Source organism: Streptomyces actinomycinicus, from assembly GCF_016741775.1.
Classification (GTDB): domain Bacteria; phylum Actinomycetota; class Actinomycetes; order Streptomycetales; family Streptomycetaceae; genus Streptomyces; species Streptomyces actinomycinicus.
Map to the genome: position 1 here is coordinate 106,704 of NZ_JAERRK010000015.1, position 23,299 is coordinate 130,002.

A 23,299-nucleotide genomic window follows, 5' to 3' on the forward strand; every position below is an offset into this window, starting at 1 on the left:
CTTCGTTCGCCAATGTCCGGAACGCGCGCCCGTTTTGGGGTGGGTGTGGTACGGCGGACCGGAGGACGCGCAACGTGGCGCAGTCCACAGCGGACTGTCGCGGATCATGCTGTCGCGACGGCGCAACGACCGGGACAATGCCACTGAATGGCTTTGTCGCCTTTTCCGGCGGGTCGTTCGTGCCGCTGGGCGCGGACGCTCGTTCTTCACTGCGGGGCGGTCGGTGCGCCGTTCCGGGCGAGCTGGTCGTAGAAGCACTAACCGATGGGCGAGGGGTACGCATGACCGACACCGGCCAGGTCCCGGGCGAGGGACAGCCGGAGAGCGCAGGCATGGTGGAGCAGCCGGGCGTCCCCGCGCACGGTGCGTACACCTACCTCTCCGAGGCGCCCGCCGAGGACGAAGACCTGCTGCTGCCGGGTGCCCAGGGCGCGTGGGGCAACGAGGTGCCGCCACCCGCTCCGGAACCGGTGGTGGAGGCCGTCCACGAGCCGGGCCCGCACGAGACGGCCGGCCGCGACAGCGGTTCGGTCGACCTCAGCGGCGTCCGCCTGCCCAGCCCGGCCCCGGCGTCGGTACCGCCGTCGCCGATCCTGTCGGCCCCGCACGACCCGACCGCGGTCCCGCAGCCGGCCCGCCGCCCGCTGCACCTCGGCCCGCCGATCCCCGACGCCTCCGCGAGCCCGGTCCGCTCCCTCGCCGACCGCGGCCCCGCCGACGCGCCGGTGCGGCAGCCCGGCCCGCCGGCCACGGGGCCCGAGTACCTCGACGTGCAGCCGCTGCGCGAGATGACCCCGCAGAGCGCCGCCCCCTGGGGTGCGGCCCCGGCCCAGGTCGCCGCACAGGCCCCGGCTGCCGAAACGGTTGTCCCGGGGGAACCGGCCGACGCCGCCCAGGCCGCCGTGGCCCGCCTCACCAGCCAGGCCGCCGCCCAGGCACAGCCCGCGGACCTCGGCCGGACCCAGGTCGTCCACGGCCACGACGGGGTCCAGCCGGCGCACGGCCACGACGGGGTGTACAGCGCGCCGGCCGTGACGGGGGCAGCCGCAGAGGACGCCCGGGCCGGGGCGGACAGCGAGGCCGCAGATGACCTGCAGGCCGGGGCGCACGCGCAGGCCGCGGAAGACGTGCAGGCCGGGGCGGACGCGCAGGCCGCGGAAGACGTGCAGACCGAAGTGGACGCCGCCGGCGTGAGCCCGGCGGGTCCGGGTCCTGTGGGCGTGCAGATGCCGGCGGGCCAGGGCGCCGAGGGCCCGGTGGTGCAGGGCGGCGAAGGATCCGTGGCGCCGGTGGCTCAGGGCGGCGAGGGCGCTGAGATCCCTGCGGGCCAGGAGGCTGAGGGCCTGCCGCTCCCGGCGGGGGCTGAGAGCGTCGAGGGCGTTCCGGTGGCCGGGGTTGCGGGTGCTGACGGTGCCGAGGCTCCGGTGGTGCAGGGCGGCGAGACCGCTGAGATCCCTGCGGGCCAGGGGGCCGAGGGGCTCCAGGCCGCCTCGGTCGCGGGGGCTGCCGGCGTCGGGACTCCGGCGGTGCACGGCGTCGAAGGGGCCGAGATCCCTGCGGCCCGGGGTGCCGAGGGAGACGCGGCTCCGGCGGCACAGGGCCCCGAAGGTGCTCAGGGGGTGCCGGCCGGGCGGGTCAGCGAGGGGGCGCCGGGTTCGGTGTCCGTGGCAGACGCCGCTCCCGGTACCGACGGGGCCGTCGCCGGCGGCGCTTCCGTGGCCGGGGCGTCCCCGGTGGAGCAGGCCGCACAGGCTGCCGACACCGCGGTACCCGCGGCCGGGGGCGTAGCGCCGGGATCGGCGCCCGCCGAGCCGGAGCAGGTCGCCGACATGCCGGAGCAGTTCGCCGACATGCCGCCGGAGCAGTTCGCCGACGTGCCGCCGGAGCAGTTCGCCGGCGCGCCGGACGGAGCCCAGGACCCCGCGCTCGTTCAGGGAGCCGCGGCATCCGCCGGGCAGGACATGCCCGGCCAGGCGTCCCCGGCGCCGGAGGCGTCCGTGGCGGACCCGGCGGACCCGGCGGACCAGACCCTGCCGGCCCAGGAGACCCCCGGTCAGGCCGTACCGGGCCAGGCCCCGGACACCGTGCAGGCCGCCGACGCCCCCACGGACGCCTCGGAGGCCGGTACGGCGGCCGAGACGGCTCAGCCGACCGCGTCCGCGGTGCCGGCCGAAGGCGTACAGCCCGCCGAGGGTGAGCATCCCGGTGACGCCGCGCGGCTCGCCGACGCCGCGCGGTCAACGGACGTGGTCCAGGCCGCCGTTGACGCAGGGACGCAAGCCCCCGCGGAGGTCCGGGCAGCTGCCGCAGCCCAGGCTTCCGGGGATGCGCACGTGTCCGCATCCGCTGAACCGCGGGCGGCTGCCGCAGTCCGAGCCACTGCCGACGCCCAGGAGTCTGCCGGCGCCCAGGAGTCTGCGGGCGCTCAGTCGTCTGCCGGCGCTCAGCCGTCTGCGGCGGCCCAGCAGCCTGCCGCGGCCCAGGTGCCCGCCGGGGCCCAGGCGCCTGCGGACGCTGAGGCGCCCCTCGCTGCCCGGGGCGCCGTCGCATCCGCCGACGGGGCTGCCGTACCCGGGGGTGTCGCGGCTGCCGGTGCGCCCGCACCCGAGGCTCTCCCGGGTGCCGTACCCGAGGGTCTCGTGGCTGCTGACGGGGCTGCCGTGCCCGAAGACCTCGCGCCTGCTGATGCGGCCGCCGTACCTGAAGGCCTCCCGGCGGCCGGTGAGGCTGTCGCACGGGAGGGTGCCCCGACCGTCGGCGCCGCTCCTACCGTGGGCACGGCCGCCGCCGTCGACCCGACGGCCCCCGGGACCACCGCCTCCGTCGCTCCGGCCGAGCCGGGCACCGACCTCCCCGGCACCGTTGCGGACGCTCCCGGCGTCGTGACGACCGCCGAGCCTGTTACCGCGGACGCCCCGGAGCGCGTCGCGTCGGCCGTGGAAGCGCCGCACGCCGAGTCCGCACAGCCCGTCGCCGCCGCGGCCCAGGATGGCGTGGCCGCCGACTCCGCGGGTGCTGTTGCGGCAGACTCCGCCGAGGTGGGGTCCCCGGTCGTGCTCCAGGCCCAGGGTCCGCAGCTCGCCGAGCACGCACCGTCGGAGGCGGACGGCACGGCCGTGCCCACCGGACCACAGCACCCGTCGCCAGTGCCCGGAGCCCAGCCGGGCGCCGCGCCTGCGCCGGCCACCGCAGCCGATTCGGCCACCGCACCCGAGGCGGCTGTCGGTCTCGCGCCGGCCGCCGGCCCCGCGCCCGCCGTCGGCCCGCAGCTCCGACCGGGGGCGCAGAGCACCGTCGTACCGGACGCCGCCGTACCGGGCGCGCACGCGCCCGACGCGGAGCAGCTGCTCGGTCAGTTCGTGCCGGTGGAGGGACAGGTTCCCACCACCCCGCACCTGGCGCCCACGCCGCCCCAGCCCCTCGTCCTGCCCACGGAAGGCGTGCCCATGGAAGGCCTGCCCGCAGCCGGCCTGCCCGCGGAAGGCCTGCCCAGTGCGGGCCTGCCTGCGGAAAGCCTGCCGACCGAAGGCCTGCCCGCAGCCGGCCTGCCGACCGAAGGCCTCCCCGCCCACGGCCTCCCCGTACACGGCCGGCCCGCGGAAGCCCTGCCCGCCGAAGCCCTCCCTGCGGAGGGCACCCGGAGCATCCCGGCGGCCCAGGGCGTTCAGGGCGTCCAGGGTCCGCAGGAGCAGCCGGAGCCGGTGGCCACCGTGCCCGCGCCCCGGGAGGGCGAGCCGGCCGTCGTGGCGGCCGCGCCGGAGGGGGAGCCCGGCCACGACGTCGTCCAGCACGCGGAGGACCTGGAGACCCGGGCCGCCGACCAGGAAGAGAGCACGGCCGCCGTGGCGGAAGCACGACAGTCCACCGGTCCCGCCGCACCCGGCTACGCCGACGCCGAGCGCGAGGCCGTCCTGAAGGTCATGCGCGAGCGCCGCGACATCCGCAACGGCTTCCGCAGCGACCCCATCCCGCACGAGGTGCTGCTCAGAGTCCTGGAGGCCGCGCACACCGCGCCGTCCGTCGGGCACTCGCAGCCCTGGGACTTCGTCGTCATCCGGTCCGCCGAGACCCGGCGGACCATGCACGAACTGGCGATGCGTCAGCGGGAGGCGTACGCCAAGTCGTTGCCGAAGGGCCGGGCCAAGCAGTTCAAGGAACTGAAGATCGAGGCCATCCTCGACACCCCGGTCAACATCGTCGTCACGGCCGACCCCACCCGCGGCGGCCGTCACACACTCGGCCGTCACACCCAGCCGCAGATGGCGCCCTACTCCTCGGCGCTCGCGGTGGAGAACCTCTGGCTCGCCGCCCGCGCCGAAGGCCTCGGCGTCGGCTGGGTCAGCTTCTTCGACGAACGGGAGATGGTCCGTGCGCTCGGTCTGCCCGAGCACCTGGAGGTCGTCGCCTACCTGTGTGTCGGGTACGTCGACGAGTTCCCGGACGAGCCCGAGCTGATGCAGGCCGGCTGGTCCAAGCGGCGCCCCCTGTCCTGGGTGGTGCACGAGGAGACGTACGGCCGACGTGCCCTGCCCGGAGAGGAACCCCACGACCTGCTTGCCGAGACCGTCGCACAGATCCGCCCGCTCGACGCCAAGGCGCTCGGCGAGGCATGGGAGCGCCAGAAGCGCATGACCAAGCCGGCCGGCGCGCTGGGCATGCTGGAGATCATCTCCGCCCAGCTGTCCGGGCTGTCCCGGCAGTGCCCGCCGCCGATCCCGGAGCCCGCCGCCGTGGCCATCTTCGCCGGCGACCACGGCGTGCACGCCCAGGGCGTCACCCCCTGGCCGCAGGAGGTCACCGCCCAGATGGTGGCCAACTTCCTCGGCGGGGGAGCGGTCTGCAACGCCTTCGCCACCCAGGTAGGCGCCGAGGTCTGCGTCGTGGACGTGGGCGTGGCCGCCGACCTCCCCGCCACCCCCGGCCTGCTGCCCCGCAAGATCCGCGGCGGCACCTCCGACATGACCACCGGCCCCGCGATGACCCGCGAGGAGGCCAAGGCGGCCATCGAGGTGGGCATCGAGACCGCCCGCGACCTGGTCGCGGCCGGCAACAAGGCGCTGCTCACCGGCGAGATGGGCATCGCCAACACCACCGCGTCCGCCGCGCTGATCTCCGTCTTCACCGGCGCCGACCCGGCCGAGGTCACAGGCCGCGGCACGGGCATCAACGACGAGACGCTGGCCCGCAAGACCGACGTGGTCCGCCGCGCCCTGGAACTCCACCAGCCGGACCCGGCCGACCCCATCGGCGTCCTCGCGGCCCTCGGCGGCTTCGAGCACGCGGCCATGGTCGGCCTGCTCCTCGGCGGCGCCTCGCTGCGCACGCCGGTGATCCTGGACGGCGTCAGTGCCGGTGCCGCGGCCCTCGTGGCCCGGGCCATCGCCCCCGAGGTGCTCGCGGCCTGCATCGCCGGCCACCGCAGCGCCGAGCCGGGCCACGTGGCCGCCCTGAACAAGCTGGGCCTGCGCCCCCTGGTCGATCTCGACCTGCGGCTCGGCGAGGGCACGGGCGCGCTGCTCGCGCTGCCGCTGGTGCAGAGCACGGCGCGGGCGATGCACGAGGTGGCGACGTTCGACTCGGCGGGTGTCACCGAGAAGTAGTCACCGAGAAGTAGTCACCGCCGTAGTCATCGAGAAGCAGCCGTCGGACGACGGGGTGGTCCGGTGCCCAGCTGCCGGACCACCCGTGCCGTCTGCCGTGTCCACGGCTTAAAATCCGCACGTCAGGGCCGCTCCGAAGGTGCAGCGCGCCCAACTCACAGCTGCACGAGGAGCCGTACCTCATGGCCGAACACCCCGCCTACCCCGTAGGCCTCCGCCTCTCCGGCCGCCGCGTGGTCGTCCTCGGCGGCGGTCAGGTGGCCCAGCGGCGTCTGCCGGCGCTCATCGCCGCGGGTGCGGACATCGTGCTCGTCTCTCCCGAGGCGACGCCGTCCGTCGAGGCCATGGCGGACACGGGCGAGATCACCTGGCAGCGGCGGCCGTACGCGGAAGGCGACCTCGCCGAGGCCTGGTACGCCCTCATCGCCACCAGCGACCCCCGGGCCAACGCGCAGGCCTCCGCCGAGGCCGAGCGGCACCGGGTCTGGTGCGTGCGCTCCGACGACGCCGACCAGGCGACCGCCTGGACCCCGGCGACCGGTCACAGCGAAGGTGTCACCGTCGCCGTGCTCACCACGGACGCGCGCGGCCGCGACCCCCGTCACACCGCCGCCATCCGCGACGCGGTCGTCGAGGGCCTGCGCGACGGCACGCTCGTCGCCCCCCACCACCGCACCCGCACCGCCGGCGTGGCCCTGGTCGGCGGCGGCCCCGGCGACCCCGACCTGATCACGGTCCGCGGGCGGCGCCTCCTCGCCGAGGCGGACGTCGTCATCGCCGACCGGCTGGGCCCGCGCGACCTGCTCGCCGAACTCCCGCCGCACGTCGAGGTGATCGACGCGGCGAAGATCCCGTACGGCCGCTACATGGCCCAGGAGGCCATCAACAACGCGCTCGTCGAGCACGCCAGGCAGGGCAAGGCGGTCGTCCGGCTGAAGGGCGGCGACCCGTTCGTGTTCGGCCGGGGCATGGAGGAGGTCCAGGCGCTCGCCGAGGCCGGCATCCCGTGCACGGTGGTCCCCGGCATCTCCAGCTCCATCTCGGTACCGGGCGCGGCCGGCATCCCGGTCACCCACCGCGGGGTCGCCCATGAGTTCACCGTGGTCAGCGGCCACGTGGCACCGGACGACGAGCGTTCCCTGGTCGACTGGCCGTCGCTGGCCAGGCTCACCGGCACGCTGGTGATCCTCATGGGCGTCGACAAGATCGGGAAGATCGCGGAGACGCTCGTCGCGCACGGCAAGTCGCCTGAGACGCCGGTCGCGCTGGTCCAGGAGGGCACGACGGCCGCTCAGCGCCGGGTCGACGCCACCCTGGCCACGGTCGCGGAGACGGTACGGGCCGAGGACGTGAAGCCGCCCGCGGTCATCGTCGTCGGCGCGGTCGTCGGCGTCGGACCCCACCCCACCGCTTGATCAAGCGTAACCCGGGGTAACCCGGTCGTTCCCAGCCGTTGGCAGCACACCCAGGACAAGGCAGTATCACCCTGTGGCCGATCTCATCACCGTCGAGGACCCCGACGACCCGCGCCTCTCCGACTACACGGGCCTGACCGACGTCGAGCTGCGCCGCAAGCGCGAGCCGGCCGAGGGCCTGTTCATCGCCGAGGGCGAGAAGGTCATCCGCAGGGCCAAGGAAGCCGGCTACGAGATGCGCTCGATGCTGCTCTCGGCCAAGTGGATCGACGTCATGCGCGACGTCATCGACGAACTCCCGGCCCCGGTGTACGCCGTCAGCCCGGAACTCGCCGAGCGGGTCACCGGCTACCACGTGCACCGCGGAGCCCTCGCCTCCATGCAGCGCAGGCCGCTGCCGACGGCCGGTGAACTGCTCCGCTCCGCCCGCCGCGTCGTGATCATGGAGTCGGTCAACGACCACACCAACATCGGCGCGATCTTCCGCTCGGCCGCGGCCCTCGGCATGGACGCGGTCCTGCTGTCGCCCGACTGCGCCGACCCGCTGTACCGGCGGAGCGTCAAGGTCTCCATGGGCGCGGTGTTCTCGGTGCCGTACGCCCGCCTGGACACCTGGCCGAAGGGCCTGGACTCGGTCCGCGAGGCGGGCTTCACGCTCCTCGCACTCACCCCCGACGAGAAGGCCCGCAGCCTCGACGAGGCCGCCCCGCACCGGATGGACCGGGTCGCCCTCATGCTCGGCGCCGAGGGCGACGGGCTGTCCACCCAGGCACTGGTCGCCGCCGACGAATGGGTCCGCATCCCGATGTCCCACGGCGTCGACTCCCTCAATGTGGGCGCGGCGGCCGCGGTGGCCTTCTACGCGGTGGCCACGGGCCGTCCGAAGTCCTGACCGTCCCAGTGGGGCCGCGCCCCGGGACGGCCGAAGACCTGACCGGCTCCGCGGGGCCGCGGCCCGGGGCGGGCGAGTCCTGACCGTCCCCGTGGGGCCGCGCTCCGGGGCGGGCGAGTCCTGGCCGTCCTTGCGGGGCCGTTCTGTGGGACGGGCGAGTCCTGACCGTCCCCGTGGGCCGTGGTCCGGCGTGGTCCCGGGTCAGTTCCCGGCGTCGCGGCTCAAGGTCGACTTGTACTGCTCCGGCACCACCTTGCCGTCCAGCGGCGGATAGCTGGGCTGCGCGTTCCGCTGGGGCCGGACACCGCTGTCGTCGCCGTGGCCGCGCGCCGGCCCCTGGCAGCCCTGGGCCACCGCGATGCCGAGCGCCACCAGCAGCGTCACCACCACGAACACGAACAGCCGCTGCCGCAGCAGCCGCGGATTGGCCGGCCGCAGCCCGATCCCGTAGGGGCGCACCCCCGGCCGCCGGGAACCGCTGCGCGGAGCGGGCCGGCCGCCGCTGCCGGAGCGCGGGGCGCCGCCGCGGGGCACCGGCGTGGGACGCGCCGAGCCCGGCCGCGAGCCGGCACCCGTGCCGCGCGCACCGCTGCCGCCGCGCGAGGGCACCGCGCCCCGGGACGGCACATCGCCGCGCGGGGACACCCCGCCGCGCGAGGGCACACCGCCCCGGGACGGCGTGGTCCCTCGCGGTGGCGGCGTACCGGGCGAGGTACGCCGCTGGGTGCGCTGCTGCTCGGGATAGGTGTCGGTGAGCCGCCCGGTGGGCCGGTCCGCCTCGGCGGCACGCGGGGCCGGCGGCCGTACGCCGTCCAGGCCCTGCGCCTCCCGGGCGGCGATCTCCTTCAGCCGCAACGACAGCTGCAGGGTGCTGGGCCGGTCGTCGGGATCCTTCGCCAGGCAGGCCCGCACCAGCGGCGCGAGTGCGTCCGGTACGCCGTACAGCTGCGGCTCCTCGTGCACCACCCGGTACAGCATCACCTCGGAACTGCCGTGTCCGAAGGGCGAGTCGCCGGTCGAGGCGTAGGCCAGGGTCGCGCCCAGCGAGAAGACGTCCGTGGCCGGGGTGACCGCCGCGCCGCGCACCTGCTCGGGGGCGAGGAAGCCGGGGGAGCCGACCGCGGTGCCGACATGGGTGAGCGTGGAGGCACCGGTGGACCAGGCGATGCCGAAGTCGATGATCCGCGGCCCCTTGGGGGACAGCAGGATGTTGGACGGCTTCAGGTCCCGGTGCACGACACCGGCCTCGTGCACGGCGACCAGTCCCTCGGACAGGGCCGCGCCGACCGCCGCCGCGTCCGCGGCACCGAGCGGGCCCTCGTCGGCGACCTTGTCGTGCAGGGACGGTCCGGGCACGTACTGGGTGGCGAACCAGGGCCGCTCGGCCTCCAGGTCGGCGGCGACCAGCCGGGCCGTGCACCCGCCGCGGATCCGCCGGGCCGCGGACACCTCGCGCGCGAACCGCGACCGGAACTCCTGGTCCTCCGCCAGATCGGGCCGGATCACCTTCAGCGCGACCCGTTGGCCCTTCTTGTCGGAGCCGAGATAGACCACGCCCATCCCGCCCGCGCCGAGCCGTCGGTGAAGCCTGAACGAGCCGACGACGCGCGGGTCCTCGCGCCTCAGGCGCATCATCGCCATGTTCATCCCCGCTGCCCGGTCCCTGTGACGTGGCACAGCTTACGTTTCCACGGCCGCCTGCGCGCAGAGGCCGCGCCCTCTCGGCCGGGCGGATTGTGTGGGCCGTTCAGGGGAGGTGAAACGCGGTCAGAAAGCCCTGCCGCACGGCACCTTTGGGCCGCCGCGGCCATCAACCCGGTTCTGCGGGAGGGTGGTTGGGGCCGGCCGAGGCCGCCGGTCGCACCTCCGCGCGCCCGTCCCCGTGCGCCCGGGAGCCCCCCGTGGCCGACTCCGCGTACCGATCGGCCGTCCCTGGCCCACCCCCCGCGCACCCCTGCCCAAAGTGATCGAAGTCACTTCTTCCGACCTCCCGGATAGTTCGGACATGCCCGGACACAGTGGGTGACCCCTCCGGGAAGACCCCTAGACGTCCGCCCGCGTCTCCACCCAGGGGAGTACTCCGCAGGTCGTGGCTCATCCTCGGGGAGGCCCGGCAATCGGTACGAGGGCATGACGCCCGTTGTGCGCCGCGCGCCTAGATTTGAGGTCAAGCGGCGGGTGCAGCACTCGTCCCCCGAGGTCAGGCACCCGTCGCTGCAGAGGACAACCGAAACGGTCAGGAGAGGGACCATGGCCCACACGGCACCGCGACGCACCGCGTTCGCCCCCCGCCGGACGGGCCGTCGCCACCCCTTGGTGGCGACGCTCATGGCACTTCCCCTGGCGGCCCTGCTCCTGCTCGTCTTCGACGGCTGGGAGACGGTGGCCACACAGGCGTCGTCCGTGGGTGCGATGCTGGGGCGCTGAGCGGCGACCCCAGGCCCGGAAGAGCGGTCCGGGCGGGGACATCGATCCATGAAACCCCGTGGGGACGGGGGTACGGCGGACGGCACACATGCCGGCGCAGCTGGGGAGCTGCGCCGGCATAGCCGTTTTCCGGGCGCGGCGGCCAGAGGCGCGACGCCGAGAACACCGCAAGTCGTCGCCGTGCCGACCGGGGTTCGGCGCCGGGATGCCGGCGGTCGTTGCCGTGCCGGGCGTGGGCGACGCCGAGACGCCGACCGGTGTGGTGCCGGGATGCCGGCAGTCGTTGCCGTGCCGGGCGTGGGCGACGCCGGACGCCGACCGGTGTGGTGCCGGGGCGCCGGCGGTCGTCGCCGTGCCGACCGGGGTGCGGTGCCGGGACGCCGGCCGCCGTTGTCCGGCCGGCCGCCCGCCTCGCGGGCGCCCCGCCCCCGATACCCTCAGGGCCGGACAGCCGAACCAGCCCGAGGCCCCCTTGACCGCAGACACCGACGCACACGAAGCGGCACACACCGCGACCCCCCTCGTCACCACGCTGAAGGCGCTGGCCACAGGCACCGCCCACCCCCGGACCCCTGGCGCCGCCCGCACCCCCTGCGGCTGCGGCACCACCCTCCTCGCCGACCGCCCCGACGCCACCGTCCTCCGGCACGCCGGCACCGTCGTCAAGGCGCACGCCCCCGGCACCGACCGCTCCGCGCTCACCGGCCGCCTCACCGTGGCCGCCCGCCTCCCGGACGTGTTCCTCCCCCCGCTGGCCACCACCGCGGTCCCGCTCGGCGACCGCCTGGCGACCTCCTGGCCGTACGGCGCCCCGGTGGACCCGGAGGACCCGGACGCGGCTCCCTGGGAAGCGGCCGCGGCCCTCCTCGCCCGGCTGCACCGCACGCCCGCGCCCCCCGGCCTCCCGCCGATGCGGGGTCCCGCCAAGGCCGCCCGCGCCGTCGCCCTGCTCCGGGCGGCCCGGACCACGCCCGCCCCGGCCGCCCGCGCCGTCCTGGCCGCCTGGGCGGCGCTGCCCGCCTGGGCCCGGGCCGAGGCCCCCATGCCGGAACCAGGGGCCCTGTGCCACGGTGACCTGCACCTCGGCCAGCTCGTCCGGCATCCCGCACCGGACGGGCCGTGGAGGCTGATCGACGTGGACGACCTCGGGACCGGCGCCCCGGCCTGGGACCTGGCCCGTCCCGCCGCCTGGTACGCCTGCGGACTCCTCCCGCCCGACGAGTGGACCCGCTTCCTGACCGCCTACCGGCGCCACGGCGGCCCGGCCGTACCCGCCGACGGCGATCCCTGGGCCGCCCTGGACGTCCCGGCCCGCGCCCTCACCGTGCAGACGGCCGCGCGCGTGCTCACCAAGGCACTCGCGGCGGACCGGCCGCTGGACGAGGTGGAGCAGGCCATGGTCGACGCCTGCGCGCGGATGCCGTCCGTCCCCCCTGGTCCGGCGCCCGGTTCCCCGGACTAGGCTGCAACCGCCCGGGGCCGAACGGAGTCTGTCCTGGGGAAGCACGAAGCAGGACCGACCGGCGAGGAGTTGAGCCGAACCATGCAGTGTCCGAAGTGCCATGCGCCGATGCACACCTACAACCGCAACGGCGTCCAGATCGAGCAGTGCAGCGGCTGTCGCGGCATCTTCCTCGACTACGGCGAGCTGGAGGCGCTGACCCGCCTGGAGTCCCAGTGGTCCCAGCCGGCCCCGCCGCCCCCGGCCGCCCCGCAGGCGTACCCGGCGGCCCCGGCCGCACCCGCCTGGGGTGCCCCGCACGGTGGTCACCACGGCGGCCACGGTCACCACGGACACCACCGCCACAAGAGCTTCGGCCACATGCTGTTCTCCAGCTGAGCCGACGAAAGGAGCCCCCGGCCGTACGAGACGGCCGGGGGCTCCTTGCTGTGTGGACGATACTGGGATTGAACCAGTGACCTCTTCCGTGTCAGGGAAGCGCTCTCCCGCTGAGCTAATCGTCCGCGGACCGTGACGCGTACGTCACAGGCAGTGCGCGATACTGGGATTGAACCAGTGACCTCTTCCGTGTCAGGGAAGCGCTCTCCCGCTGAGCTAATCGCGCGGGATCGGATCTCGTCGTACGAGCCGACGGATCCAGTGGACGATACTGGGATTGAACCAGTGACCTCTTCCGTGTCAGGGAAGCGCTCTCCCGCTGAGCTAATCGTCCTTGGAGGTGGAGACGGGATTTGAACCCGTGTAGACGGCTTTGCAGGCCGTTGCCTCGCCTCTCGGCCACTCCACCAGGAGTGTAGGGGATCGGGAAGACCCCTTCTTCCTTCGAGCGGACGACGAGGCTCGAACTCGCGACCTCAACCTTGGCAAGGTTGCGCTCTACCAACTGAGCTACGTCCGCTTGTCGTTTCGGTCCGCTTCCGCGTCCCGGCGACGTGTTGAACTCTAGCGGATTCCCGGGCCAGTACAAAAACGCGTTTGCGCAGCGTGCTGCGGTGGACCTGGCGGGCCCGCTGGTCGGGGCCCCCTCCGGGACATCCCCGGGCCACCCACCGGACACCCGACCTAGACTCGACCACGTGCTCCACCACCCTCCTCTCGCCCGCTTCGGCGACCGCGTCGCCACCGGCCTCCTCGACGTCACGAGCGATCCGGCCGCCCTGGACTCCACCGGCTTCTGGGCCGTGTGCGCGGACTTCGAGGGGCGCCTGACCTGCGCCCGCTTCGCGGACGTACGCGAGGAACCCGTGCCCGCACCGGTGCCCGGCCGCTGGCAGGGGCCGGCGGTGGGGGACTGGACCTCCTCCCTGGACCACGCCGCGTACACGGCGGCCGTCCGCCGGATCCGCGAGCACATAGCGGCCGGCGAGGTGTACCAGGCCAATCTCTGCCGGGTGCTCAGCGCCCCCGTCGCCCCCGGCGCCGACGTGGACGCCCTGACGGCCCTGCTGGCCCGCGGCAACCCGGCGCCGTACGCGGGAACGATCCGCCTGCCCGGGCACGGGGTGGAGATCGCCACCGCCTCGCCCGAGCTGTTCCTGCGCCGGCACGGCCGCACGGTCGAGTCCGGACCCATCAAGGGCACCGGACGCACCGAGGCGGACCTCCTGGACAAGGACTACGCCGAGAACGTGATGATCGTGGACCTGGTCCGCAACGACATCGGGCGTGTCTGCGCCACCGGCAGCGTGACCGTCCCCGATCTGTGCGCCGTGGAGAAGCACCCGGGGCTCGTCCACCTCGTCTCCACCGTGCGCGGCGAACTGACCGAGGGCGCCGGCTGGCCGGAACTGCTGGACGCGGCCTTCCCGCCCGGCTCCGTGACCGGCGCCCCCAAGTCGAGCGCGCTCAGGATCATCGAGGCGCTGGAGACGGCACCGCGCGGTCCGTACTGCGGCGGCATCGGCTGGGTGGACGCCGACCGCGGCACCGGCGAGCTGGCCGTGGGCATCCGCACCTTCTGGATCGACCGCGCCGACGGCGCCCTGCGCTTCGGTACCGGCGCCGGCATCACCTGGGGGTCCGACCCGGAGGGGGAGTGGCGGGAGACCGAACTGAAGGCGTCCCGGCTGCTCGCGGTAGCGTCGGGAGCGTACGAGGACACCGAAGGGGCGCTCACATGAGGATCTGGCTGGACGGCGGGCTGCGGGACCTGGACTCCGCCCGGGTCTCCGTCTTCGACCACGGGCTGACGGTCGGCGACGGCATCTTCGAGACCGTCAAGGCGGTGGACGGCACGCCGTTCGCACTCACCCGGCACCTCGACCGGCTGACCCGCTCGGCCCGCGGCCTCGGCCTGCCCGAACCCGACCACGACGAGGTGCGCCGGGCCTGTGCGGCCGTGCTCGAGGCCAATCCGATGCCGCTCGGCCGGCTGCGGATCACCTACACGGGCGGCCACGGACCGCTCGGTTCCGACCGCGGCGAGCACGGCCCGACGCTCGTCGTCGCCCTCGGCTCGACCACCCGCCGCCCCGACTCCACCGCGGTGATCACCGTCCCGTGGACCCGCAACGAACGCGGCGCCCTCACCGGCCTGAAGACCACCTCGTACGCCGAGAACGTCGTCGCCCTGGCCCGCGCCCATCAACACGGCGCCTCCGAGGCGCTGTTCGGCAACACGGTCGGACAGCTCTGTGAAGGCACCGGGTCGAACGTCTTCGTCGTCCTGGACGGCGAGATCCACACCCCGCCGGTCACCTCCGGCTGTCTGCCCGGCATCACCCGCGCCCTGGTCGTCGAGTGGACCGGCGCCAAGGAGACCGACCTGCCCCTGGACGTCCTCCGGCGCGCCGACGAGGTCTTCCTGACGTCGACCCTGCGCGACGTCCAGGCCGTGCACCGGATCGACGACCGCGAACCGGCCGGCACGCCGGGCCCGGTGACCGCCAAGGCCATGCGGATCTTCGACGAGCGCGCCGGGCAGGACCTGGACCCCTGAGCCCGGAGAACGGCCTGTCGGGCTCGGACCGGAGAACGGCGTGTCGGGGTCGGACCGGAGAACGGCCTGACGGGCCCCGGAACCGGAAGACCTGCTGAGGAGCCTGGAAAACGGCCTGACGAGCCTGGAAAACGGGCTGACGTGAGGGGCCGTGGCGGGTAGAACACCTGAGTGACCACGACCCTGCGGCCGGCCGAGCCGCTCCAGCGGAACGCCGACGGGACCCGCTCCCGCCGCTACACGGTGTGCGTGAACAGCCGTCCCGTCGGCGAGATCCACCTCGGCACCGCGCCGGCCTTCGGCGACACGGTGGCCCGCATCCACGACCTGAGGATCGCCGAGCCGGACCGGCGCCGCGGCCGGGGTACCGTGGCAGCGCTCGCCGCCGAGGAGGTGGCCCGCGGATGGGGCTGCACCGAGATCGGGATCGTGCTCCCCGCCACCGCGGATGCCGGGCTGCGCCTGTTCGCCGCCCTCGGCTACACCGAGCGCAACCGCGGCATGGACAAACACCTCGGCACCACCGCGCCCGAACTGCCGCCGGGCAGTCACGCGCGGCCCATGACCGCGGCCGAGTTCGACACCTGGCTGGAGCACGAGAGCGAGCGGTACGCGCGCACGTGGACCGCGCTCGGCATCCCCGAGGCCGCGGCCCGCGCCAAGGCCCGCGACGACCACGCGCGCCTGCTGCCGGACGGGCTCACGACCGACGGGATGCTCTTCAGCGTCCTGGAGCACGACGGCAGCCGGGTGGGCACCCTGTGGGTGGCCCTCGAGGAGTCCCGGGCCTACGTCTTCGACGTCGCGGCGGACGAGGCGCACCGCGGCCGGGGACACGGCCGTGCGCTCATGCTGCTGGCGGAGCGCCAGGCGATCGAGGCCGGCCGGCCGGTCCTCGGCCTCAACGTGTTCGCGGGCAACACCCCGGCCGAGCGGCTCTACGCGTCACTCGGGTACGAGACCGTGAGCCGCACCCTGACGAAGCCCCTGCTCTAGAGCGCGGGCCGCTCAGGCAGCTCAGGCCGCCCCGCTGGACCGGCCGGCCAGCAGCCGGTCCACGATCTCCACGATCCGGGCGCGCAGCCCCTCCTGGCTCTTGCCGCCGTCGAGGCGTTCGCCGTCGATGACGTACGTCGGTGTGCCGGACACGCCGATCGCCTTGCCCTCGGCCTGGTCGGCGTCGACCACCAGGATGTGCCGGCCGTCGATCAGCGCGGTGTCGAACTCCTCGGCGTCCAGGCCGAGTTCCCGGGCCACCTCGACCAGGAAGGGTTCTCCCGTACGGTCCAGCTCCTCCACCCGTCCCAGCACGGCCTCCACGTACGCCCAGCCCTTGCCCTGCTCCAGCGCCTCCTCGGCGGCCTGGGCGGCGGCGAAGGCGTGCTGGTGCTTCTCGAGCGGGAAGTGCCGCAGACGCAGCTCCAGCCGGTCGCCGTAGCGGTCGCGCAGGGCGCGGACGTCGTCGAGGGCGGTGCGGCAGTCGGGGCACTGCAGCTCGCACCAGACGTCCAGGACGAGGGCTTCGGTGCGTGCGGGGGTGGAGTCGCTCATGCGGCCCAGTCTTCCAGGCAGGGCGCGGGCCACCCAATCGGGACCGCGGGACCGCCCGAGAACGGTGGTCCGGGGGCCGCCGGCGGAGGTGACCCGGAGATCTCCCTGATGTCGGGCCGGGGCGTGGCCTCGCGAGGCTCCGGCGGTGCAGGATGGAAGGGACCAACGGGAGCCCTGCCAGGAGGACCGGATGATTGCCGAGACCGTCTGCTCCGCCGTGTCCGCGGCGGGCCTGGGCATTGCGGTGGTCACCGCCTATCGCAAGCGGTTCCTGGCCGCCGCCCGCATCGCGGCCTACTCGCTCGTGCCGGTCGGCCTGGTGATGACCGGAATCGTCGGCTGGCTCGCCGACACCGCCTTCAGCCCCACCGCCTGGGCCGGGTTCGGAGTCCTGGGCGCGGCCTGGCTCCTGTTCGCCGGCACCCGCGCCGTGGAGCGCCGGCGCACCGGCGCCGGCTCCGGACGCAAGGCGGCCCGGCAGTCCGGGCCGGACACCATGGCGCCCGGCGCCTCGGCGCCCTCGCTGGGGCAGGCGCCCCGGCCCGCGGCACGCCCCGCGGCCCCCCGGTCCGGCGCCCCGGCGGAGGACTTCAGCGACATCGAGGCCATCCTCAAGAAGCACGGCATATGACAGTCACATGACTCGCTGAAACGACACGGTGCGGCATCCGCTCGTGCGGAATCGATCACCGGCCGAACGGGACCCGAGGGTATTCGGCACAGACTCGCAAGATCAGCGTTCGTGATCGCGTGCGGTGACCCGGGTGCGCCATCATCGGCCGCGAGATGCTGGACACGACACAGAGTGAGGCTGCGCCGCCCAAGGACGAGCCTCGCGGGTGCCTCTTCGCCCTCTCCCAGCCACCGCTGATGATCTTCCTTGCGGTGATCGGGTGTCTGCTCCTCACGGCTGCGCTGCACGACCTGCTGTTGCTGTGACCCGTACACGTCCGTCCCGGCGCCACCCGCCGGGACCGACGTCGCATCCGTCGTGTCCGCGCGGACGCAGGTCAGCCCGTCGCTTCCTTGCGCCGGGCCCGGTAGGCGGCGACATGCAGCCGGTTCCCGCAGGTGCGGCTGTCGCAGTAGCGGCGCGAGCGGTTGCGGGACAGGTCGACGAAGGCGCGCCGGCAGTCCGGTGCCTCGCAGCGCCGGAGCCGTTCCTGCTCCCCGGCCACCACGAAGAAGGCGAGCGCCATCCCGCAGTCGGCCGCGAGATGGTCGGCCACGGAGGCACCCGGGGCGAAGTAGTGCACATGCCAGTCGTAGCCGTCGTGGTCCGTCAGGCGCGGGGTGGTGCCCGCCGCGGCGATCAGCTCGTTGATCATCCCGGCCGCGGCGCGGGGATCGGTGGCCGCGAAGATCGCGGCGAAACGCCCCCGGACCTTGCGCACCGCTGAGAGATCGAACTCGGACAGCACACCGACATCGCTGATCTGGTGGCTTCGTACGAAATCTGCGAGAGCCTGGACGTCGGGCAGTCCGTCCGCCGCCGCGTCGTCCTCCGGCACGGTGTTCACCAGATCCACCACGCTGTCGAGGGCGCACCGGGTGTCGTGGGTGATCAGCACGTTTCGCTCCCTGGCCTGGGGGTCGGGCGGGCGCCCGCCGATGCTGGCCGATGGTAGCGACTACCGCGCCCACTGCACCGGCCCCTGTCCGACCGGTTCGACCGTAGAACGCCTCCGTGCCGTCAAGGGTTCCCGCTCCCGCTCGACGCGCGTCACACAGGGTGACGGTCCGATCATGGTCCGGAAGCAGGCCGACGCCGCCCCCGTGATCACTCACGGTGGCGGCGTCGGTCCCTGCCGTGTACGGCTGTCTTGGCCCGAGCCGTCTCCCCGAGTGGACGGCGCCGGGCTGCTTGGAAGGGTGGCGGCCTAGCTTTCCGCCAGGATGTGCGACAGCTCCTGATCCAGGTCGAAGTGCCGGTGTTCCGTGCCGGGCGGCACGGCGGCGTCCGTTCGCTTCAGGAAGGACTCCAGGGCCCGCGCCGGGGCCTCGAGCAGCGCCTCCCCCTCCGGAGAGCTGAGGGCGATGCACACGACGCCCTGACCATGGCTGCGCGATGGCCAGACGCGGACGTCGCCGGTGCCGGTGGGCCGGTGAAGCCCTTCGGCGAGGAGGTCGCGGGCGAACACCCACTCGACGGTCTCCTCGGCTCCGGTGTGGAAGGTGGCGTGCACGGCGTAGGGGTCGGCCGTGTCGTACCGCAGGCCTGCGGGGACAGGCAGGGAGGACTCGCTCGACACAACGAGGCGCAGGTGCAGCTCGCAGCTGACCGTGGTGTTCATAAGCGCCAGGGCCTTTCGCTCAGTGTGCGCTCGGGGATTCGCACGTCGGCGAAATCGACATGCCACCTACGATGCCGTTGTAAACCCCTCTGAGGGTTTTGCGTGTGTTTACGTAACTCTTCCGGCCGAGAACTCGTACCAGACCTACGACCATTCCGGTGACCGGATTCGCTCGGGTAGGGTTTGTGTGTATGAATACGGGGAGTGACGAGCCGGGCGAGGTCGCCGTGGCGGCGGACGAGGCGAACGAGGCGGACGAGGTGGACGCGGACCGGCCGGAGGCGGGGCCGGAGGCCGAGCAGGGCCTCGGCTCCCGGGCGCCGGAATTCATCAAGGCGCGCCGGGCCCTGCACCTGAGCTGGCAGGTCGGCGTCTTCGTGGTCGGCCTGGCCGTGGTCGCGGCCGGCATCGTCATGCTGCCGCTGCCGGGACCCGGCTGGGTGGTGATCTTCGGTGGCATGGCGATCTGGGCGACCGAGTTCGTCTGGGCCCAGCTCGTGCTGCGCTGGACCAAACGCAAGGTCACCGAGGCGGCCCAGCGGGCCCTCGACCCCAGGGTGCGGCGCCGCAACATCACCCTGACCGTGATCGGACTGGTGATCATCGGCGTGCTCGCCGGGGTCTACCTGTGGAAGTTCGGCCTCGTCATGCCGTGGAAGATCAAGGATCAGTGACCGGTGCCCGGGGCCCGGCCGCCCGGCGGCCCGGCCCCTGGTCGGAGGCACCCCCTGACATGGGGTAATGTTCTTCCTGCGCCCGGGCGATTAGCTCAGTGGGAGAGCGCTTCGTTCACACCGAAGAGGTCACTGGTTCGAACCCAGTATCGCCCACCCGGACCGACGGCCCACCTGCGAGATGCAGGTGGGCCGTCGGCGTGTGTGCGCCCGGACCGCGTACGGCCGGACGGCGCGTGTGTTGTCCGTCGGCGTGTGTGGCCCGTCGGCGTGTGTGCGCCCGGACCGCCTGCTGACGGCCGGACCGGAGCATCGGCGGAAATCCCCCCGGTGTTTTCCGAAACGCCGTCACTTTCCTTGGGAAATACGACAAGCGAGGAATTCCCCTCGATCTCCGGCCCCGGGCACAGGCTCCCCGCAATCTGAGCCGCGGTCACTTCCGTGCGGATCTGGGGGAGTCGGCCGGGCCGACGGTGAGGAGCGCGGAATTCCGGTCGACTCCGCGACCATGGCGTCCGTCGTCGGTGCGCCCGTCATCGGCAGGAGGACCCTGCGGGAGTGGGGGAGCGCCGTCGCACGGGCGGCGGCGCTCTTGCCCCGAGTGTGCCGGGGGGCGCGGCTCGGTGCATGAGTACGCGTACTCAGATTTATGCACCTTCTTCAGGAGCCTTCCGGGGCACACTCGGGCCATGCACCCCAACCACTACCGCTTCCGCAGCCTGTGGTCGCTGCCCGCTCCGCCGGCCGTCGTGTACGCGGCCCTGGAACGGGCCGAGGACTACCCCCGCTGGTGGCCGCAGGTGCGGTCGGCGACCCGCCGGGACGACGGCACCGGCATGATCACCGTCCGGTCCGTGCTGCCGTACGCGATCACGTTCACCGTGCGCGAGATCCGCCGCGACCCGGCCGCCGGCGTCCTGGAGGCCGCGCTCTCCGGCGACATCGAGGGCTGGTCGCGCTGGACCGTCACCGCCGGCGGCCCCGGCACCCTCGCCCGGTACGACCAGGAGGTCGAGGTGCGCAAACCCCTGCTCAGGCTGCTCTCCGTCCCGGGACGGCCCGTCTTCCGCGCCAACCACGCGCTGATGATGCGCGCCGGCCGGCGTGGACTGCGGCGCCGGCTGGAAGCGGTTTGAAGGAACGGCGCCCGGGCCTGTATTGTTCAGTGCGTTCCCGGGCGATTAGCTCAGTGGGAGAGCGCTTCGTTCACACCGAAGAGGTCACTGGTTCGAACCCAGTATCGCCCACGCTCGGGGAGAGCGACGTGTGTCCGCCGTATACGCGGACCACGTCGCTCTCTTCTTTTTGTGGCCCGTGCCGCGCAGCTCACGCAGCCGCGGGCAGCTCCGGCCGCAGCGGCCACTCCGTGCTGACGATCTCCGTCGAGCCGCTGCGCGCGAACCACGCCTGCAGCCCGCGCGCCTGCGCCGCGTGCCAATTGGCCTGGAGCGTGTGCAGCTCGGCGGGGGAGAGGCGCTCCATCCGGGTCGCGAACCGGCGGCCCACCGCCCGTACGACGTCCAGCGCGGCCAACGCGTCCGCCGCCGCGTCGTGCGCCCCCTGCAGCGTCACGCCGTAGTGCGCGCACAGGTCGGTCAGAGTGCGGCGGCCCTTGCGGTACCGGTCCAGATGCTTGTCCAGCACCCGCGGGTCCAGCACCGTCAGCGGCATCGACTCGAACCAGCGGTCCAGCGAGGACGCCCGGTGCCGGCGCAACTCCCGGTCCAGCAACGTCAGATCGAACGGCGCGTTCATCACCACCAGCGGCCGGCCCAGCGCCGCGTGCTCGGCCAGCTGCTCGGCTATCTCGTACATCACCGGAGCCGGCCAGCGCCCGTTGTGCTGCAGGTGCTCCTCCGTCAGCCCGTGCACCGCCGTCGCGGACTCCGGCACCGGCACACCCGGGTTCACCAGCCAGCTGGTCACCCGGGGCCGGGTTCCCGGCGCGTCCTGGACGACGACGGCGGCCGACACGATCCGGTCGGTCTCGACGTCCACGCCCGTCGTCTCCGTGTCGAAGGCGGCCAGCGGCCCCTCGTACCAGGTCGTCATCCTCATCCAACTCCTTGTTCACCCACGGCAGGTGACGTTCCGTCTTCTGCCCGTTTGGTGATACCCGGGCCGTTTGCGCCGTACGCCGGCCGGACACAACAGGAGTGCGGGTCTTTGCAGTTCAGCGGCCCGCAGCGGGGAAACTCTTGGCTTGGAAGGCTGTCGGTCATGGCCATAGCGCAGCCCGAGCGGGGCGGGCTGCTGCCCGACCGTCCGGGCACCCTTCGCGGCACGCTCGCCACCACCGCCTGCATGGAGACACTGCAGGTCGGCTATCTCCACGCGGTCGCCGCCGCGGCCGGCTGCTCGCTGTCCCAGCCCTTTCCGGACAACGGCATCGACTGGCACGTCAGCCACAGCGCACCCGGACACACCGTCGACGACGAGGTCACCATCAAGGTGCAGCTGAAGGCCACCTACCAGATCGCGCCCAGCCCGCCCGGGCGCTTCTTCTCCTTCACCCTCGACAACGACCACCTGCGCAAGCTCGCCCGCACACCCGTCTCGGTGCACAAGATCCTGGTCGTCATGCTGGTCCCGCGCTCCCAGGACGACTGGCTGCGCGCCAGCCACGACCGGCTCGACCTCAGGCACTGCTGCTACTGGGCCAACCTCGCCGGCCAGCCCGTCACCGGCCGGCACCGGACCACCGTGCGGATACCGACCTCGCGCATCTTCGACGACCGGGCCCTCTGCGAGATCATGACGCGGGTCGGGACGGGAGGCAGGCCATGAGGAACCGTCCCTCCGAAGAGCCGCTGCGGCAGGTCCGGCCGCACCCCGGCGACCAGCCCTGGAACCGGCCGCCGCACCCCGCCGACGTGGACCCCGCCGTGCTCGGCGCCCTGCTGCACCGGCACGGCTGGCAGCGGCGAGGGGGAGCGGCCGGCCGCTACGGCCGCTGGACCCCGCCCGGCCCCGGCGGCGGCGGGACCAGCCTGCTCGTCCCCGAGAGCCGCGCCTTCCCCGACAGCGACGACCTGCTCGGCGAGGCGCTCGACGCCCTCGCCCGCAACGGCACCTCCGCCGCGCGCGAGGTGCTGATCTCGCTGGCCGTGCCCAGCGACGAGATCCGCTGGTGGCGCGACACCCCGAGCGGCCCCGCCGGCGCCGCCCCCTGGTCCGCCGGCGAGCACCTGCGCGGCGCGGCCCGGCAGATGCTGCTCGCCGCCGCACTCGCCACCCGCGCGCGTGCCGGCTACTACGGCGCCCGCCACCGCCGCGCCGCCACGGCCCTCCTGGACGAGGTCCTCGTCGGACCCGCCGCCGAGGGCCGCACCCTCACCGCGTTCGCCCCCGTCCCCACCGGCCGCCCCCTGGCCGTCCGCCTCCACCAGGCCCTCCACGCCGCCCGCGAGGCGATCGACTACCAGCGGGCCACCGGCGGCATGGACGCCTTCGACGGCGCCGTCGAAGCGGGCGTCAGCCGCGAACTCACCGAGGCGCTCACCACCCTGGTCCGCGGCACCGAGGGCGCCCGCGTCGCCGTCGCCTGGGCACCCGGCACCCAAGCCCCCGACGGCTGCGCCTCCGCCGCGGAGCCCGTCGAGTTCTCGCCCGGCGACCTACCCGTGCTGCGCGAGGCCGCCGCCCGCTACCTCCGCGAGGAACCCTCGGTCCCGGTCCGCGTCACCGGCGCAGTCGTCCGCATGCGGCGCTCCGGCCCCGGCGGCGAGGGGACCGTACGACTGCGTGTCCTCGCCGGAGCAGAGGTCCCGCACGTCCGCGTCACCCTCGACGAGGAGGACTACCGCATCGCCGGCCACGCCCACCTCGTCGGACTCCCGGTGCGCGTGCACGGCAGGCTGGAGCGCCGGGGCGGCTTCCGCCGGCTGACCGGCGCCTCCGGGGTCGTACCCGTGCAGGTCGACGAGGGCGAGCGGGACCGGCTGATGAAGGCCCTGCAGGAGAACCTCGACTTCTTCGAGGAGGCGTGCGGGGAAGCGTACGGGGACGAGGACTGAGGGTGACCGTTTCGCGGTCGGTGCCGTCGG

The 23,299-nt window shown here is 73.9% G+C and carries 20 protein-coding genes and 7 tRNA genes; 17 read left to right on the forward strand and 10 right to left on the reverse strand.

What is annotated here, in order from left to right:
• Window positions 1–281: 281 nt before the first annotated feature.
• The 3 genes from cobT to JK359_RS25740 all read left to right on the forward strand — a co-directional run bounded on the left by cobT (window position 282) and on the right by JK359_RS25740 (window position 7,907).
• Entirely contained in the window at window positions 282–5,600 is a 5,319-nt protein-coding gene (gene cobT, locus JK359_RS25730; RefSeq protein WP_372445477.1) for a nicotinate-nucleotide--dimethylbenzimidazole phosphoribosyltransferase, read from the forward strand.
• Window positions 5,601–5,782: 182 nt separating this feature from the next.
• Window positions 5,783–7,015: a uroporphyrinogen-III C-methyltransferase gene (cobA, locus tag JK359_RS25735; RefSeq protein WP_201840250.1), complete on the forward strand. Its 1,233-nt coding sequence runs from the start codon at window positions 5,783–5,785 to the stop codon at window positions 7,013–7,015.
• 73 nt (window positions 7,016–7,088) lie between these two features.
• Complete coding sequence (locus tag JK359_RS25740; RefSeq protein WP_201840252.1) at window positions 7,089–7,907, forward strand: TrmH family RNA methyltransferase; 819 nt, start codon at window positions 7,089–7,091, stop codon at window positions 7,905–7,907.
• Between the two features lie 201 nt (window positions 7,908–8,108).
• On the opposite strand, the gene JK359_RS25745 is transcribed toward JK359_RS25740, so the two are convergent.
• Window positions 8,109–9,554 (reverse strand): serine/threonine-protein kinase, encoded by a 1,446-nt coding sequence (locus JK359_RS25745; RefSeq protein ID WP_201840255.1) that lies wholly within the window; start codon window positions 9,552–9,554, stop codon window positions 8,109–8,111.
• 603 nt (window positions 9,555–10,157) lie between these two features.
• Between JK359_RS25745 and JK359_RS25750 the strand changes: the two genes are divergently transcribed.
• From JK359_RS25750 to JK359_RS25760, 3 genes are all read left to right on the forward strand, one after another.
• Window positions 10,158–10,334 carry a hypothetical protein gene (locus JK359_RS25750; RefSeq protein WP_014671580.1) on the forward strand — a complete coding sequence of 59 codons (177 nt, stop codon included), beginning with the start codon at window positions 10,158–10,160 and terminating at the stop codon, window positions 10,332–10,334.
• 472 nt (window positions 10,335–10,806) lie between these two features.
• Complete coding sequence (locus JK359_RS25755) at window positions 10,807–11,796, forward strand: phosphotransferase family protein (protein WP_372445478.1); 990 nt, start codon at window positions 10,807–10,809, stop codon at window positions 11,794–11,796.
• 81 nt (window positions 11,797–11,877) lie between these two features.
• Entirely contained in the window at window positions 11,878–12,174 is a 297-nt protein-coding gene (locus JK359_RS25760; RefSeq protein ID WP_201840258.1) for a TFIIB-type zinc ribbon-containing protein, read from the forward strand.
• A gap of 53 nt (window positions 12,175–12,227) precedes the next feature.
• On the opposite strand, the gene JK359_RS25765 is transcribed toward JK359_RS25760, so the two are convergent.
• From JK359_RS25765 to JK359_RS25785, 5 genes are all read right to left on the reverse strand, one after another.
• Window positions 12,228–12,299 (reverse strand) — tRNA-Val (locus JK359_RS25765).
• Between the two features lie 29 nt (window positions 12,300–12,328).
• Window positions 12,329–12,400, reverse strand: a tRNA-Val gene (locus JK359_RS25770).
• 36 nt (window positions 12,401–12,436) lie between these two features.
• A tRNA-Val gene (locus JK359_RS25775) sits at window positions 12,437–12,508 on the reverse strand.
• A gap of 1 nt (window position 12,509) precedes the next feature.
• Window positions 12,510–12,583 (reverse strand) — tRNA-Cys (locus tag JK359_RS25780).
• Window positions 12,584–12,621: 38 nt separating this feature from the next.
• Window positions 12,622–12,694, reverse strand: a tRNA-Gly gene (locus JK359_RS25785).
• Window positions 12,695–12,872: 178 nt separating this feature from the next.
• Between JK359_RS25785 and JK359_RS25790 the strand changes: the two genes are divergently transcribed.
• The 3 genes from JK359_RS25790 (at window position 12,873) to JK359_RS25800 (ending at window position 15,730) form a co-directional block, all read left to right on the forward strand.
• On the forward strand, window positions 12,873–13,916 hold the full coding sequence (locus JK359_RS25790) for a chorismate-binding protein (protein WP_201840260.1): 1,044 nt from the start codon (window positions 12,873–12,875) through the stop codon (window positions 13,914–13,916).
• Window positions 13,913–14,734: an aminotransferase class IV gene (locus JK359_RS25795; RefSeq protein WP_201840262.1), complete on the forward strand. Its 822-nt coding sequence runs from the start codon at window positions 13,913–13,915 to the stop codon at window positions 14,732–14,734. Before JK359_RS25790 ends, JK359_RS25795 begins: the two co-directional genes overlap by 4 nt.
• Before the next feature lie 171 nt (window positions 14,735–14,905).
• Window positions 14,906–15,730, forward strand: a complete 825-nt coding sequence (locus JK359_RS25800; protein ID WP_201840265.1) for a GNAT family N-acetyltransferase — start codon at window positions 14,906–14,908, stop codon at window positions 15,728–15,730.
• Window positions 15,731–15,751: 21 nt separating this feature from the next.
• Here JK359_RS25800 and JK359_RS25805 read toward each other — a convergent pair whose 3' ends face one another.
• Window positions 15,752–16,285 (reverse strand): DsbA family protein, encoded by a 534-nt coding sequence (locus tag JK359_RS25805; protein ID WP_201840267.1) that lies wholly within the window; start codon window positions 16,283–16,285, stop codon window positions 15,752–15,754.
• 190 nt (window positions 16,286–16,475) lie between these two features.
• Here JK359_RS25805 and JK359_RS25810 point away from each other — a divergent pair, with 190 nt between their 5' ends.
• Window positions 16,476–16,916 carry a hypothetical protein gene (locus JK359_RS25810; protein ID WP_201840270.1) on the forward strand — a complete coding sequence of 147 codons (441 nt, stop codon included), beginning with the start codon at window positions 16,476–16,478 and terminating at the stop codon, window positions 16,914–16,916.
• Between the two features lie 155 nt (window positions 16,917–17,071).
• A complete protein-coding gene (locus JK359_RS25815) occupies window positions 17,072–17,224 on the forward strand; it encodes a hypothetical protein (protein ID WP_184971216.1) in 153 nt (50 codons plus the stop codon).
• Between the two features lie 71 nt (window positions 17,225–17,295).
• Here JK359_RS25815 and JK359_RS25820 read toward each other — a convergent pair whose 3' ends face one another.
• On the reverse strand, window positions 17,296–17,856 hold the full coding sequence (locus JK359_RS25820; RefSeq protein ID WP_201840273.1) for a CGNR zinc finger domain-containing protein: 561 nt from the start codon (window positions 17,854–17,856) through the stop codon (window positions 17,296–17,298).
• A 309-nt stretch (window positions 17,857–18,165) separates the two neighbouring features.
• Entirely contained in the window at window positions 18,166–18,579 is a 414-nt protein-coding gene (locus JK359_RS25825) for an SsgA family sporulation/cell division regulator (protein ID WP_004002642.1), read from the reverse strand.
• A 191-nt stretch (window positions 18,580–18,770) separates the two neighbouring features.
• Here JK359_RS25825 and JK359_RS25830 point away from each other — a divergent pair, with 191 nt between their 5' ends.
• The 4 genes from JK359_RS25830 to JK359_RS25845 all read left to right on the forward strand — a co-directional run bounded on the left by JK359_RS25830 (window position 18,771) and on the right by JK359_RS25845 (window position 20,500).
• Window positions 18,771–19,253, forward strand: coding sequence for a TIGR02611 family protein (locus JK359_RS25830; RefSeq protein ID WP_201840275.1), 483 nt, complete (start codon window positions 18,771–18,773; stop codon window positions 19,251–19,253).
• Window positions 19,254–19,337: 84 nt separating this feature from the next.
• A tRNA-Val gene (locus tag JK359_RS25835) sits at window positions 19,338–19,409 on the forward strand.
• Window positions 19,410–19,942: 533 nt separating this feature from the next.
• Window positions 19,943–20,389 (forward strand): SRPBCC family protein, encoded by a 447-nt coding sequence (locus tag JK359_RS25840; protein ID WP_201840277.1) that lies wholly within the window; start codon window positions 19,943–19,945, stop codon window positions 20,387–20,389.
• Between the two features lie 39 nt (window positions 20,390–20,428).
• Window positions 20,429–20,500 (forward strand) — tRNA-Val (locus JK359_RS25845).
• Between the two features lie 79 nt (window positions 20,501–20,579).
• Here JK359_RS25845 and JK359_RS25850 read toward each other — a convergent pair.
• A complete protein-coding gene (locus JK359_RS25850; RefSeq protein WP_201840450.1) occupies window positions 20,580–21,305 on the reverse strand; it encodes a 3'-5' exonuclease in 726 nt (241 codons plus the stop codon).
• 168 nt (window positions 21,306–21,473) lie between these two features.
• Here JK359_RS25850 and JK359_RS25855 point away from each other — a divergent pair, with 168 nt between their 5' ends.
• On the forward strand, window positions 21,474–22,040 hold the full coding sequence (locus JK359_RS25855) for a DUF4365 domain-containing protein (RefSeq protein WP_201840279.1): 567 nt from the start codon (window positions 21,474–21,476) through the stop codon (window positions 22,038–22,040).
• The gene (locus tag JK359_RS25860; protein WP_201840281.1) at window positions 22,037–23,269 is read left to right on the forward strand and encodes a hypothetical protein; all 1,233 of its coding nucleotides are present in this window, start codon (window positions 22,037–22,039) and stop codon (window positions 23,267–23,269) included. The genes JK359_RS25855 and JK359_RS25860 overlap by 4 nt, the downstream gene beginning before the upstream one ends.
• The last annotated feature ends 30 nt before the right edge of the window (window positions 23,270–23,299 follow it).

Excerpts from the sequence above, each read along its gene's own strand:
- cobT (WP_372445477.1), top strand. The coding sequence starts at position 282 with ATGACCGACACCGGCCAGGTCCCGGGCGAGGGACAGCCGGAGAGCGCA.
- cobA (WP_201840250.1), top strand. The coding sequence starts at position 5,783 with ATGGCCGAACACCCCGCCTACCCCGTAGGCCTCCGCCTCTCCGGCCGC.
- JK359_RS25745 (WP_201840255.1), bottom strand. The coding sequence starts at position 9,554 with ATGAACATGGCGATGATGCGCCTGAGGCGCGAGGACCCGCGCGTCGTC.
- JK359_RS25750 (WP_014671580.1), top strand. The coding sequence starts at position 10,158 with ATGGCCCACACGGCACCGCGACGCACCGCGTTCGCCCCCCGCCGGACG.
- JK359_RS25760 (WP_201840258.1), top strand. The coding sequence starts at position 11,878 with ATGCAGTGTCCGAAGTGCCATGCGCCGATGCACACCTACAACCGCAAC.
- JK359_RS25795 (WP_201840262.1), top strand. The coding sequence starts at position 13,913 with ATGAGGATCTGGCTGGACGGCGGGCTGCGGGACCTGGACTCCGCCCGG.
- JK359_RS25805 (WP_201840267.1), bottom strand. The coding sequence starts at position 16,285 with ATGAGCGACTCCACCCCCGCACGCACCGAAGCCCTCGTCCTGGACGTC.
- JK359_RS25810 (WP_201840270.1), top strand. The coding sequence starts at position 16,476 with ATGATTGCCGAGACCGTCTGCTCCGCCGTGTCCGCGGCGGGCCTGGGC.
- JK359_RS25815 (WP_184971216.1), top strand. The coding sequence starts at position 17,072 with ATGCTGGACACGACACAGAGTGAGGCTGCGCCGCCCAAGGACGAGCCT.
- JK359_RS25825 (WP_004002642.1), bottom strand. The coding sequence starts at position 18,579 with ATGAACACCACGGTCAGCTGCGAGCTGCACCTGCGCCTCGTTGTGTCG.
- JK359_RS25830 (WP_201840275.1), top strand. The coding sequence starts at position 18,771 with ATGAATACGGGGAGTGACGAGCCGGGCGAGGTCGCCGTGGCGGCGGAC.
- JK359_RS25840 (WP_201840277.1), top strand. The coding sequence starts at position 19,943 with ATGCACCCCAACCACTACCGCTTCCGCAGCCTGTGGTCGCTGCCCGCT.
- JK359_RS25850 (WP_201840450.1), bottom strand. The coding sequence starts at position 21,305 with ATGACGACCTGGTACGAGGGGCCGCTGGCCGCCTTCGACACGGAGACG.
- JK359_RS25855 (WP_201840279.1), top strand. The coding sequence starts at position 21,474 with ATGGCCATAGCGCAGCCCGAGCGGGGCGGGCTGCTGCCCGACCGTCCG.
- JK359_RS25860 (WP_201840281.1), top strand. The coding sequence starts at position 22,037 with ATGAGGAACCGTCCCTCCGAAGAGCCGCTGCGGCAGGTCCGGCCGCAC.